A 13,807-nucleotide genomic window follows, 5' to 3' on the forward strand; every position below is an offset into this window, starting at 1 on the left:
ATTGGTGAAAACGAAAACCCGCTTCTGACTTCCAACATTGTTTCATTAATTCCTTATCTCATTACTTCATTAACTCATTAATCCCTTCTCTCATTAATTCATTATTCACTTCTCAATACATCAACTGGGTTTTTCTGAACACTGAAATAGCTATGCAAACCAAGCACAGTAATGGCCAATACACCTACCATAATGATGGCTTGAACAAAGAATGGAGTGAGGTTTTCTAATCTGTATGGGAACTCGGCAATCCATTGTTCCAAGCCATAATAGGTAAGCGGAACGGCTGCTATAAAGGCCAATACTATCAGCCAAGTGAATCGCTTATTTAAAGTTTGCGCTAAGTGCAAATAGCTTGCGCCAAGTACTTTTCTGATCCCCACTTCTTTTTCTCTTAACTTATTCTCGAAAGAAGAGAGCGCAAAAAGTCCTAAGAAAGCCACCGAAACAACCATCAAAGTGAGGAAATCGAAAATAGTAATGAGCTGCGATTCTTTCTCATATGCAGGTGAGAAAAAGCCTTCAAGCTCAGTTAAGTTAGGGTCTGCTTTAACCCCTAGTTTATTGAGCGCCAAACGTACTTGCGCTTTCACGCTTTCCTTATTATTAGCTCTATACTTAAACTGAACAAAACCACTTGGATTAGCAGAATAGGTAATCATAGCGGGTTCGATTACATTTTTAGCAGAAGAGAAATGAAAGTCTTTCACTACTCCTACCACCCTTCTACCATTAGGCATTTTTGCGCCAATGGCTGGGTTCAAGCCGAGTTTCTTTTTTGCTGTTTCATTGATGATGACCAAACTGTCCAATTGAGATTTTGGTAAGTTAGAGAAGTCCGTCCCCTCTAAAACTTCAAGTTCAAAGAGCTCATTAAAATTTTGGTCAGCTGCACCAGAATAAATGGTAATGGGAACAGGTTTTCCATCTACCAAGATCATCATAGGTGGCGGAGGCGCAAACATAGGCAAAGGAGAAGAAGTTACTTTTTCGATTTGCGGAATAGCTTCTAGCGCATTTCTTACCGTCTGATAATCGAGCGATCGGCCTTCCTGATAAAGGCTAAAAGTCATTATGTTTTCCTCGTTATAGCCCTTATCCAAATTTATTAGGTAATCCGATTGCCCACGAATAACCAAGGCTGTAATGAGCAAACCAGTACAAATCATAAACTGTAATACGAAAAGTGATTTTCGTAGAATATTCACTTTGGATTGAGGCAGGACTCCTCTGAGTACTCCTGAAATACTGAAAGAACTCAATGAAACGGCTGGATAAATCCCAGAAATCACCACTACAAGAATGAGCACAGCAATAGGTAACAATAATAGCTGTGGAGCTTGACTAAAATTGATATCCAATTCTTTACCAATAAGTGGCTGGGCGTATGGCAATGCTAATTCGAGCCCAATTAACGCCACTATTAAAGCGCAGAAAGACAAAGCAAAAGTTTCTACCATTTGAGAAAGAACCAAACGGCTGCGACTCGCACCCATTATTTTTCGAATGCCCATTTGCTTTACCTTAGAAAAGGAAAGGGCTGTAGTAAGATTGATGTAGTTAAAGCAAGCAACAAATAGAATTAAGCCTCCAACAAGAGAAAAAATATATAAGTACTTTGATTGACCACCAAACAAGTTTTTAGCATCATAGCGTTCGGTTTGCCCATTGAGGTATAGATCAGAGAACTTAAGAAATGTAAGGCCATCCGCCACTTGAGTAACATCATGCAAGGCCAAAATTTGCTTGGCATCTGCCATCAACTCATTTGGTGAATGTCCTTCTTTTAATAGAAAATAGCTGAAGCCTGACCCATTCAGCCAATTGTCTTTATTGTAATCATAATTCGATATTTCGGCATTAATCGGCCCTAGAAAATCAAATTTCAAATGACTGTTTTTAGGAATAGGGTTGAGTACTCCTGCTATTCTAAAACTACCTTTATTTTGAAAAGTAAGCGTTTCTCCTAAGGGGTTAACTCCTGGAAAAAGGGTTTCTGCCATGGCTGAAGAAAGAATAATATCCGAGGGATCTGTCAGTGCCGTTTCTTCATTGCCAAATTTTAAACCAAAATCAAAGACTTTAAAAAGTGATGGAGAAGAGAAAAACAGTTTATCCGTTCGTATCCATTCATTATTGACCTTATAACTAGCATAAGAGTTTCTACTTATACTAACAGCGTCCAAAACAGCAGTACTCTCCTCTTTCAATGCATGCATCAGTGCATCAGATGGCCTTACTTTAAATGAAGTACCATCTTCTTTTTTCAACTCCAAAGACGACATATAAATGTTGTCAGCATTCTTATGCCAACGATCATAGGTCACTTCATCTCGAACATAAAGAGCTGTCACTAAAAAGCAGAACATGCCAATACTTAAACCTATAAGGTTAATCAATGTAAAGGCTTTCTCGCGTTTTAAGCTTCGGAGTATATTCTCAAAATATTTCATTAGTCGTTATGGTTTATTGGTTCGTTGGTCATTGGTGAAAATGAAAATCTGTTTTTGTCTTCTAACCTTCTTTAATTAATTCATTGTCTCATTCCTTCATTATTTCATTATCTCACTCATTCCTTATTTCATTAATTCATTAATTCATTAATTCATTCATTCCTTATTTCATTGATTCATTCATTCCTTAAAGAGTCCACAGGATTAGCATTGGCAGTTTTAAGTGATTGAAAGCTTACAGTGAGAAAGGCAATTCCAAAAGTGATTATCGCTGGCAGCAGAAATAAGCCCACACCAATTTCTATTCTATAAGGGAAACTCTGAAGCCATGTATTTACCAAGAAATAAGCAACTGGAACTACTATAATGAAAGACAGCAATACCAGTTTGGAAAACCCTGCATTCAACAATAGTAGCAGGTTTTGCACCGAAGCCCCTAAAACCTTCCGTACTCCAATTTCCTTCTTGCGCTGTTCGGCAGACAAGTGTGCCAAGCCAAATAAACCCAAGCATGAAATGAAAATAGTCAAGAAAGATGCGTTTGTAATAATGCTCTTCCATCGTTCTTCTTCGGCAAAAGCATTTTGATTTTCTTCTTCCAAAAACTTGAAAGATAAAGGCTGATATGGCTCAATCTTTCTCCACGACTTGAGTAATTCATCTTGGATCAGGCTGTCGTAACCAGACCTGTACCGAACCAACACCTCTGCATATTCCCCTGTGGATTTCCCTGAAAACAATACTAAAGGGCTAATTTTAGAACGAGCTGTCGCAAAATCGTAGTCCTTTACCACACCTACTATTCTAAAAACCTCATTGCCACTTCCATCGCCAAGAGTCGTATTTAAAGGTTCTTCAATGCCCATTTCTTTGATGAAAATTTCATTGACAATTACATTTTCTAGGGTGTCTGTGCCTCGATAAGTGTAATCTCCTCCTCCTATTAGCCTTCGACCTTCAATAACTTCAAGGCCTTTTAAATCCATATAATCTCCATCTATGATATTGGATATTCCAAGCAGTTTTTTACCCTTGAAATCATATTCTGAACCGGAACCGTAGCCATTAGAAAGTGCCACTCCAGTGAGGTTGGGGTTTGAGGAAAGGTCTGTTTTAATAATCGAAGCTTTGTCTTCGAACATAAACATGTCCATATAGACAAGGTTGGAGTCATCGAAACCTAAATCCTTATTAACCATAAAGCCAATTTGCTTATTAATCGCTACCGTTCCGACAACGAGAATTCCTGCTATGGCGAACTGAAAGAGCACAAGCGCCTTAGATACATAGCGTCTATTCGAAAGTCGGAGTTTGCCGTTAAGGCTGTCAATAGTAGAGAATCTCGAAATTGAAAATGAGGGATACACTCCTGCTAACAATGCTGTAGCTAATACCAAAAGAAGACATAAAACGAGTAAAATTGGGTTGTCTATTATACTCGAAGAAAACTGTTTATTGGTAAGTTGACCGAAGGCGGGCAGAAATAACTCAGCCAAAATAAGACCCAGAATAAAGGAAATTGACGATACAAAAAGCGCTTCACTCAAAAACTGTTTGGTCAATTGTGATCTTTTGGCACCAAGTACTTTTCTTACCCCTATTTCTTTTGACCTCGGCAATGACCTAGCAACAGTTAAATTGGCAAAATTGATGCACGCCAAAGCCAATATTAAAATTGCAATCCCACCCAATGTCAAAGCATGCGTGGGGTTACTATTCTTCTTTATTCCAGCCGAACCTCCGTTATAGCCTTTTGTAAAGTGAATGGCCGTTAAAGGTTGAAGGAAATTTTCTATTCCTCTGGCAAACTCACCGTCTTCTCCTGGGTTCTGAAGGTTTCGCACCTCTTTCATTTTTTGCTGAACCAGGTTGACATCCGCATCTTTACGAATCATGATAAAGGATGTGTTGCTAATATTGCCCCAATCGCGACTGGTAATAGCGCCTTTTTTGGCAGTTGTTGACCAAGGCAATATCACTTCAAAGTTTAGTGAAGAATTAGATGGAAAGTTCTCAATTACTGCATCTACAAAATAAGACTCGGGTTCACCAGAAATTTTGATTCGTAGCTCCTTACCAACCACATCCGTTTTTCCAAAGTACTTAGCCGCTACAGAACGCGTTATGACTATACCGAAATTGGATTGCAATGCAGTTTTAAAATCTCCATGAATCAGTTTAAAATCAAACAAATCAAAAATCTGAGGGTCAGCATACACTCCTTTAAACTGCCTTACATATTCTTCACCTTTCTGAACAATCAAAGTAGCATTGTTAATTCTGGCAAAGGCCTCAATCTCAGGAATAGATTCGGCATAGGCAGCAGCTTCAATTTTATTTGTTGCCGCTATTTTCCTTTCGTTGCCACCAAAATTCACCTTGGAGTTAATACGGTATATTCGATCTGAATTATGATGGAATTTATCGAAAGTGACTTCATCGTTGATGTAAAGAAAAATCAGCAAACAGGCTGCAATTCCAATGGCCAAACCACTGATATTAATAAATGAATACCCTTTATGTTTGATTAAGTTTCTAACCGCAATCTTGAAATAGTTCTTAAGCATATTATTGGTTCATTAGTACATTGGTCATTGGTGAAAACGAAAAGTCACTTCTGACTTCGGTCTTCCAACCTTGTCTCATTAATTCCTTACCTCATTCCTTCATTATTACATTAATCTCCTCTCTCCTTCCTTCATTGATTCCTTATACCCTTTACTCCTTATATCCGTTAACTCACTCATTCCTTAAAGAATCCACTGGGTTTGAAAATGCTGCCTTCACAGATTGATAAGAAACCGTTACCATCGCCACCATAACAGTCATCAAACCCGCGACAAGGAAATAATACCAACTCAAGTCAATACTATAGGCAAAGCCCTGTAGCCAGCGACTCATGGCGATATAGGCGATTGGCCAGCCGATAAGGTTAGAAATCAAAATAATTCGGACATATTCTTTAGAAAGCATCATCACAATTTTGGAGACATCGGCACCAAGCACTTTCCTGATACCAATCTCCTTAGTGCGTTTTTCGGCTAAATAGGAAGCCAAGCCAAACAGGCCTAAACAACCGATGGCTATGGCTAAAACCGTAAAAGTCAGAATGATTTGACTCAGTTGTTTATCCTTTTCGTAAAGCGCTTTAACAGCTTCGTCTACATACTTTAATTCAAACGGACGATTGGGAACTAGTGAAGTCCATACTTTAGCCATTTCTGCCTTAACCGACTCAATTCGAGCCATATTTACTTTAGCATATAGCAGTTGCTTATAGTCTTGTGGGCCAGTATAAACCGCCCAAGGTTCTATATCATTGTGGAAACTGGTAAAGTGGAAATCGTCAACTACTCCAGCGATGGTGCCCATCATACTTTCGTCTATTCCAAAGCGCTTGCCCACTGCTTCTTCAGGTGTTAAACCGAGCTTTTCAATGCCAGTCTTATTTACCAAATAGTAGACTGTAGTATCCCAATCCGACTTGTTCTTAAAACCTTCGCCAGCCAAAAGATCGAAACCAAAAGTTTCTAGAAAGTCTTGGTCGCCATACATACCTCTAAAGGAAATGCTGACATTTTTTGGCAGTCCATCCATCACTGCTCCCCAGCCAGAAAGCACATTAGAAATTTCGTTGTTACTTCCCGTTACTTCTTCTACTCCCGTAATGGTTTGGAATTGAGTTTTTAAAGATTTATAGGCATTTCGGGCTGCGCGATCTGGAAGTTTGAGATACACTACCTGATCTTGATTGTAACCTATATCGGTATTTTGAACATACCGGAGTTGATAGAAAATCACTAAAGTGCCAGTGATAAGAAATACACTCACAGTAAACTGAAGGGTCACTAGAATTCTTCGGAACATATTCCCCCCTTGAACATTGAAAGTACCTTTGAGTACTTTTACAGGCTGAAATGAGGAAAGGAATGAAGCAGGATAACTGCCCGAAATAATGCTAACCAGCAAAACAAAGCCGATCAATATGAGCATTAAACTAGGATCGCTTTGAAGGTCAATAGCCAGTTGAGTACCTGCCATTTGATTAAAAAAAGGCATTAAAACTTCGGCTAACACTACACCTATTACCACTGACAAAAGCGTAATCATAAATGTCTCTCCATAAAACTGAAGAATCAACTGCCGTCTATGAGCGCCCATTACCTTACGAATACCAACTTCTTTGGCTCTTTTTTCAGACTTAGCTGTACTTAAGTTGATGTAATTGATACAGGCGATTAGTAGAATAAAGGCAGCAATTCCCACTAAGGAATACAATAACTCCCTTGATATTTTCTCTGAGTAGTCGGATCCTTTGCTAGTATCAAAATGCATTAGGGTGATGGGCTCTACATCGAACGACATCTTGAACCCTCCAGCCGTCATCTGATCACCAAAATCATCTTCTATATATTGATTTAGCTTGCTTTTAAAGCTTTCGGCAGCTGATTTATCATTGAGTTTTACATAGCTATAATAGTTCATAGGAAACCACCTAGTATTATCAATTTGGCCAAAAATTGAATTCATAGATATGACCATATCAAAATCCAAAGCGGTGTTTCCGGCAGGGTTAGCTACTACCCCAGTAACTACAAAATCGCTACCGTTGGCATTTATCGTTTTGCCGTATGCATCGGCTGCGCTAGCAAAATACTTCTTAGCAGTCGATTCAGTCAATACAATCGATTGTTCCTCTGTAAGAGCATTGCTGGAATTGCCATCCAAGAAACGATATTGAAATACCTTAAAGAAGCTTGAGTCAGCATAAAAGACATTTGTTTCCGTAAATGTATTGTCTTCATACCTCACCAAAAACTCTCGGCCTACGCTCCAGTCAAAAACAAAAGTGGCTAATTCGGTTTCAGGAATATGCTCTAATGCCACCTGAGTAACTTTACTTGGGGCGATTGCAATCTGTTCTGTTTGTCCAGATGTTTCAAAAATGGAAGTGACTCGGTAAATTTTATCCGCATCGGGGTAAAATTTCTCGTAAGAGGATTCATTTCTGACATAAAGCAAAATGATGATACAGGCCATAATGCCCACCGACAATCCTGAGATGTTGATCAGTGAGTAAGCCTTCTGCCTTTTTAGGCTTCTAATCGCAATGTTGATATAGTTCTGTAACATGACCTTGTTGTTTTTAATTTTTGAGTTTATTCGTTACGTAATGAGTCCACTGGGTTTTTTCTGGCCGAATGAACTGACTGATAAAGTGTAGTAAGCCAGGCAAAAAGCATTACCAAGACCACTGGCAATGCAAAAAGAGGCCAATCAAGTTTAATTCTAAAAGCGAAAGTGTTGATCCAATCTTCAAGGAAATAATACACCAATGGAATCACCAATGCGGTACTGATCAGCAGCATACGACTGATACCACTGTTCATTAACCAAACCAAATGAATGTTTGAAGCGCCAAGTACTTTTCGTATACTGAATTCTTTTAGTCGTTGCTCAGCCAAGAATATAGTAAGCCCAAACAAACCGAGCAATGCGATTAAAATGGCCACTCCACTAAACGTGGTAAATATGCTGGCCAAACGCTGTTCCTTTGCATATTGGGCAGCAAATTCTTGATCTAAAAACGAGTATTCAAAAGGATAAAGATTGGCGAACTTTTCGTAAGTGGCTTGAATAGAAGCAATCGTGGCTTCCATGTTTTCAGGCTTTACCTTTACATAAGCCAAGTTATTGTCGTTAGGCCTATAAAGGTAAGCTGCTGGAGTTACCTCATCCTTCACCGAAAAGAAAACAAAATCTTCTACTACTCCCCCTAAATTTGGAACGCCCACATCATCCTTAAACACGTTCTTACCCATTTTATCTTCAATCTTCCATCCGCCCACTTTGGCCAAGGCTTCATTTACAATTAGAAAATCATTTCCCTCCTTACCTAATTCAGGTTGATAGAGCTTTCCTTCAAGCAGTTGTATGTCAAATTTTTGAAAGAAATCTTCGTCCACAGGAAAAATAGAAATGGGTGTAACGTCTTCGCTTCCATCAATTTCTAAATAAAACTGAGCCTGACCACCAAACACTTTTGGTCCTGCTCCTGTCATCCATTCAATTGATGGGTTTGAACTCAGCTCATTTTTGAAAGCCTTATATGATTGTTTGATAGCTTGGTCATTCAACGGAATTATAATCACTTGCTCTTTATCAAAGCCCAAGTCTAGCCCCTTTAAGTGCTTGAATTGCTGATAGATAACATTGGTAGAAATAAACAAACCAATACAAATAAAAAACTGAACTACCACCAATACATTTCTGAAAAGCAGACCTGATTTTCCTTTGGTTACACTGCCCGATAAAATTTGGGTGGCACTAAAACGGCTGAGGAAAACAGCGGGGTAAAGCCCTGCAAAAACGCCAATGCCTAAAACAGCCAATACCATAAATAAGTAGGTAATAGGGCTTTGATAATCAATGAATATGGAAGAGCCCGCAAAAGCATTAAATGAGGGCAGAAGTATTTCCGTAAAGCAAACTGAAAGCACTACTGCTATAAAAGCAAGAGCAATGGACTCGATAAAAAACTGCATGATAATCTGGCTTCTGTAACCGCCAACTGTCTTTCTTATCCCCACTTCTTTGGCTCTTTTAAGGCATCTGGCTGTTGATAAATTGGTGTAGTTTATACAAGCAATAAACAGAATCAGAAGCCCAACAAGCATGTACAACCTTATGAATTGCTTATCGCCAGTCTTCTTAAAAAATGAGTATAATTTACTGAAGTAAACTTCACTCACAGGTTCTAAACGAACACTCATGTTCTTAATATGAGGTTGAAGAAGTGCCTTAGCTTTGCTTTCAATAGTAGCAACCTCGGCTTCTTTATCAACCTGAACATAGAGTGGAAATGCAGACATCATTCCCCAATCTCGATAACGGCCATCTTCACCATAAGCTTTATCTGATTGCTCTATGGGTAGAATATACTTGAAGTCCATGTGGGTTTCTTGACCTAGGTCATTAATTACTCCAATCACTTTAAACACTCCATAGCCATTCAATTTTACGGTTTTGTTAATGGCGTTTTCCGCAGAATCAAAGAGCTTGTCAGCCTCAGACTTCGCCAAAACAAGCTCACTTACCGCTTGTTGATCTAGTGGCTTAGATTCCTCTAATACATCAAAATCAAATACATCGAATAACGAAGGATCAGCATAATGAAGAGACTGAATTTTAAATTTTCGCTGACCTGCCTCAACAACTAATTCAGAGGTTTGACCGAACCTCACTGTATTTTTAACCTCTGGAATACCTTCTTTTAGCAAATTCCCCATTGGAAATTGAGTCATGATTTCCCAATTGGGCTCAACTTGAGTAGAGTCATCTCTGGCAACCAAAACCCTATAGATTTCTTCTGAATGAGTGTGATAAGAATCTTTATCAAACTGCTCCCTCACATATAAGCTTAAGATTACAAAACAGATCAAGCCTACGGTTAATCCGAATATATTCAGAACAGAGTAAAGCTTGTTCTTTACTAGGTATCGAAATGCAATTCTAAAAAAGGAGGATAACATGAATTCTATTTAGGTTAAAACTAGAATGATTGAATTATTATACAAATACTGTTTGCTGCTATCCAACTGTCATACCAAAGTTAATTAACTATATATCAATAATTTAAAACAAACAAACTCTTACTAATTGGTCGCCATCGCACTTTGCCGTCCGCTAGCGGACGGCAGCATTTGTTTGTATATTCGACAAGCTTTTGATTTGTATCAAGATTGAAAGACAAATGTAAACCCATACTAAGGCGAGACATGATGAGACAAAATCCCCCCAACCCCCTTTAAGAAAGGGGGAAGGCTCCGAATAGACAACATTGGTTAGTTAAAGCCGAATACAGAAGGGTAAAGAAAAGATGAAGCAATATTGAAAGGAAATGGCATCGTTAATGCCTCCCCCTTGGCCAAGGGGGTTGGGGGATTGATAAGTAACTTATGACTAAATCATATTACAATAAGAAGCTAAAACCATTAGCTCGTGAGCTCCGAAAACATGGAACTCCCGGTGAGGCCATCTTGTGGGCTCATGTGCTCAGGGCAAAACGGTTTTATGGGCTTCAGTTTAACAGACAATTCGCCATCGAAAATTACATTGTTGATTTTATATGTAGAAAAGAAAGGTTGATTATAGAACTTGATGGCCGATCGCATGATGGTAAACAAGAACAGGACAGAACAAGAGATTTACGACTAAATGAGCTGGGTTATAAAGTCGTTCGAATTGCGGAAGTAGATGTTAAATATGACTTAAAAAATGTAATTAGAACGATTGAGGGCCATTTATCTGAAGAAACATTGAATAAACCAATAGAGTAGATGAAATCCCCCTAGCCCTCCCGAAGCTTCGGGATAAAAAAGGGGGACAGCTCCGAACAAGCATGAAAGGTTACTTCAATACGAAAGATGAAAAGACCAATAAACAGAAGGTGCAAAAATTGAAAGGAATCCATATCGTTACCGCCTCCCCCTTGGCCAAGGGGGTTGGGGGATTGTAAAATAGACATAATGAAACAAGGAAAAATACTAATCATAGACGACAATGAAGATTTACTAAAAGCAGCAAGGATTTATCTGAAGCGGCATTTTGGTCAAATTGATTTGGAAAAAGACCCCACACTTATTCCTGATTTACTTCAGAATGACGCTTACGATGTGATTCTGCTCGATATGAATTTCACCCAAGACGTGAACTCTGGGCAAGAAGGTTTTCATTGGTTGGATAAAATATTAGAGATCGACCCATCCGCAGTGGTTGTACTGATAACCGCTTTTGGTTCAGTGGATTTGGCCGTAAAAGCCATTAAAGCAGGTGCTTCTGATTTTGTAATGAAGCCTTGGGAAAACGAACAACTGTTGGCCACACTCCTTTCTTCTATTCGTCTAAGGTCTTCTAAAGAAGAGCTAAAGTTGATGAAAGATCGGGAGGATACTTTGACCCAAGACCTCGATCATAAATTCAAGGAAATTATTGGTCAAAGCGGATCGATGATTCAGGTTTTCGATACCATTGATCGAGTAGCCAGCACAGATGCCAACGTTTTAGTATTGGGTGAAAATGGAACAGGTAAGGAGCTGATCGCCAGATCAATTCATAGAAATTCAAAAAGAGCAGAAAAGCCTTTTATCAGTGTTGATTTAGGGGCTATTTCTGAAAATCTTTTTGAAAGCGAACTCTTCGGTCACGTAAGAGGATCTTTCACCGATGCCAAAACAGATCGGGCTGGACGCTTTGAAATCGCCAATGGAGGCACCTTGTTTTTAGATGAAATCGGTAACCTTTCGCTTCCCTTGCAAGCCAAACTCTTAACCGCAGTGCAAAACAGAAAAGTGAATCGAGTGGGGTCGAATAAGACAATTGATGTGGACATTCGCTTGATCTGCGCCACCAATATGCCACTTTACGAAATGGTGCAGAAAGGTGAGTTCAGACAAGATTTGCTCTATCGGATTAACACCATAGAACTGAAATTACCAGCTTTGAGGGAACGCATAGAGGACATTCCCCTATTGGCTGAACATTACCTAAAAGACTACGCTAAGAAGTACAATAAAGATATTTACAAGTTCAGTGAAGCCACCCTTAAGCGCTTGGAGAAATACAGCTGGCCCGGGAATGTGCGTGAGCTACAACATGCCGTAGAGCGAGCGGTCATCATGAGTCGTGACAACATTCTTCAACCCGAAGACTTCTTCTTCAATAATAATCAGCCTGTTCGCGATAAAGATGATATCAATTTGGAACAGTTTAACTTGGAAGATGTCGAGCGAATTCTAATCAGAAAAGTATTGGCCAAACACAATGGAAATATTACCCATGCAGCTCAGGAACTGGGTTTAACCCGTTCATCCTTGTACCGAAGACTAGAGAAATATGGGCTTTAATCGCTTTAGAATATTCGTGCTGATTCGCGTTATCGTTTTGTTCGTTACGGTAGCCACTTTCGTGTATTTGCTCTTCTTCGATCAGAAATATGTCACTACGGTGGTCACTGGTTTCTTAATCATTTTCGAAGTATTTGAGCTTTTTAATTACATAGAAAGCACCAATAAAAAGCTAGCTCGCTTCTTCGATGCTATCAAATACAACGACTTCAACATGAGTTTTACCCACGATAATAAACTGGGAAAAACTTTTAAAGCCCTGAATCTGGCTTTCAAAGATGTAATTGACGCCATATTGGAAGAACGTAAAAAGAGTGAGCAGTCTTTTCAGCAGTTGCGCGTAGTCGTTGAAAATATTGGTACAGGAATCATCGCCATAAATGAGACAGGAGAAGTGAAATTAATCAACCGTTCTGCGCTTCACTTATTGCAGCTAGAAAGCCTTAGAAGCCTTGATGACCTCAGACAAAAAGCACCTAACTTTCACTTTACTATCGATCATCTTAACCCCTCTAAAAGAGCGGCTTACAAAAACGAAAAAGGACAAGAATTGGTAATTCTTGAAACCATGTATAAACTGGGTGGTGAGCTTTACAGATTGATTGCCCTACAAGACATTAAGGCAGAACTGCAAGCCAAAGAATTGGAAGCTTGGCAGAACCTTACTAAAGTACTTCGGCACGAAATCATGAATTCCATTGCCCCTATTTCTTCGCTCACTTCTACCCTAAGTGAGGTGTTGAAGGAAGACGTAATTAAGAAAAACGGACTCAATACCATCGAAGATGAAAGTCTTGAAGACCTGACCGAAGGCTTGAGCACCATTTCCAGCCGGAGTGAAGGCTTAATCAATTTTGTGAATGCCTATCGCGATTACACCAACCTACCAGAACCCGACAAACGTCCAACGGATGTTAAGTCATTGGTGCAAAACACCACAGCTTTACTTAAGAATGACTTCCTTAAAGCGAATGTAGTTTTAGAGGTGATTCATGCTGAAACCCCAATTCAACTAAATATTGATTATCAATTGATTGAGCAGGTGCTGATTAATATTCTCAAAAATGCCTTAGAAGTGGTTGAAAACAAAGAAAACGCTAAAGTGAAACTAGAAACCAGTGTGCATGGAGAATTGGTGACTGTATCAATTAGCGACAATGGCGCGGGCATTACGCCAGAAGCCACTGAGAAGATTTTCATGCCTTTCTTCTCTACAAAAAACCGAGGTTCAGGTATTGGTCTCAGTCTTTCTAAGCAGATTATGCAGTTGCACGGAGGAGATATTCAGCTAGAAACAGAACTGGGTAAAGGCGCTACTTTTAGGATGGTTTTTCATAGTGAATAAGCCTTTTAGATCCTTCGTCCCTCAGGATGAAAAGCATTGTGCGTTTAGTGATGGTTGGACTCGTTTTTACCTTGTCAAGTTCATTTTAGCAAAACGTAGTTTAG

Annotated in this window: 7 protein-coding genes; 3 read left to right on the forward strand and 4 right to left on the reverse strand. The window is 39.2% G+C overall.

Annotated features, from left to right (window positions below):
- Positions 1-101: 101 nt before the first annotated feature.
- The 4 genes from AWW67_RS12465 to AWW67_RS12480 form a co-directional block, all read right to left on the reverse strand.
- Entirely contained in the window at positions 102-2,453 is a 2,352-nt protein-coding gene (locus AWW67_RS12465; RefSeq protein WP_062302133.1) for an ABC transporter permease, read from the reverse strand.
- A 176-nt stretch (positions 2,454-2,629) separates the two neighbouring features.
- A complete protein-coding gene (locus AWW67_RS12470) occupies positions 2,630-5,020 on the reverse strand; it encodes an ABC transporter permease (RefSeq protein ID WP_062302135.1) in 2,391 nt (796 codons plus the stop codon).
- A 172-nt stretch (positions 5,021-5,192) separates the two neighbouring features.
- The gene (locus AWW67_RS12475; RefSeq protein WP_062302136.1) at positions 5,193-7,586 is read right to left on the reverse strand and encodes an ABC transporter permease; all 2,394 of its coding nucleotides are present in this window, start codon (positions 7,584-7,586) and stop codon (positions 5,193-5,195) included.
- Positions 7,587-7,612: 26 nt separating this feature from the next.
- On the reverse strand, positions 7,613-9,985 hold the full coding sequence (locus tag AWW67_RS12480) for an ABC transporter permease (protein WP_062302138.1): 2,373 nt from the start codon (positions 9,983-9,985) through the stop codon (positions 7,613-7,615).
- Between the two features lie 426 nt (positions 9,986-10,411).
- Between AWW67_RS12480 and AWW67_RS12485 the strand changes: the two genes are divergently transcribed.
- From AWW67_RS12485 to AWW67_RS12495, 3 genes are all read left to right on the forward strand, one after another.
- On the forward strand, positions 10,412-10,792 hold the full coding sequence (locus AWW67_RS12485; protein ID WP_062302140.1) for an endonuclease domain-containing protein: 381 nt from the start codon (positions 10,412-10,414) through the stop codon (positions 10,790-10,792).
- 180 nt (positions 10,793-10,972) lie between these two features.
- Positions 10,973-12,358 (forward strand): sigma-54-dependent transcriptional regulator, encoded by a 1,386-nt coding sequence (locus AWW67_RS12490; protein WP_089082044.1) that lies wholly within the window; start codon positions 10,973-10,975, stop codon positions 12,356-12,358.
- On the forward strand, positions 12,348-13,703 hold the full coding sequence (locus AWW67_RS12495) for a sensor histidine kinase (RefSeq protein ID WP_062302144.1): 1,356 nt from the start codon (positions 12,348-12,350) through the stop codon (positions 13,701-13,703). Before AWW67_RS12490 ends, AWW67_RS12495 begins: the two co-directional genes overlap by 11 nt.
- Positions 13,704-13,807 lie beyond the last annotated feature (104 nt).

It is taken from the genome of Roseivirga seohaensis, from assembly GCF_001592945.1.
GTDB classification, from domain to species: Bacteria; Bacteroidota; Bacteroidia; order Cytophagales; family Cyclobacteriaceae; genus Roseivirga; species Roseivirga seohaensis.

Bases quoted from the DNA above. Each gene is read 5' to 3' on its own strand.
- AWW67_RS12465 (WP_062302133.1), bottom strand. From the start codon at position 2,453: ATGAAATATTTTGAGAATATACTCCGAAGCTTAAAACGCGAGAAAGCC.
- AWW67_RS12470 (WP_062302135.1), bottom strand. From the start codon at position 5,020: ATGCTTAAGAACTATTTCAAGATTGCGGTTAGAAACTTAATCAAACAT.
- AWW67_RS12475 (WP_062302136.1), bottom strand. From the start codon at position 7,586: ATGTTACAGAACTATATCAACATTGCGATTAGAAGCCTAAAAAGGCAG.
- AWW67_RS12480 (WP_062302138.1), bottom strand. From the start codon at position 9,985: ATGTTATCCTCCTTTTTTAGAATTGCATTTCGATACCTAGTAAAGAAC.
- AWW67_RS12485 (WP_062302140.1), top strand. From the start codon at position 10,412: ATGACTAAATCATATTACAATAAGAAGCTAAAACCATTAGCTCGTGAG.
- AWW67_RS12495 (WP_062302144.1), top strand. From the start codon at position 12,348: ATGGGCTTTAATCGCTTTAGAATATTCGTGCTGATTCGCGTTATCGTT.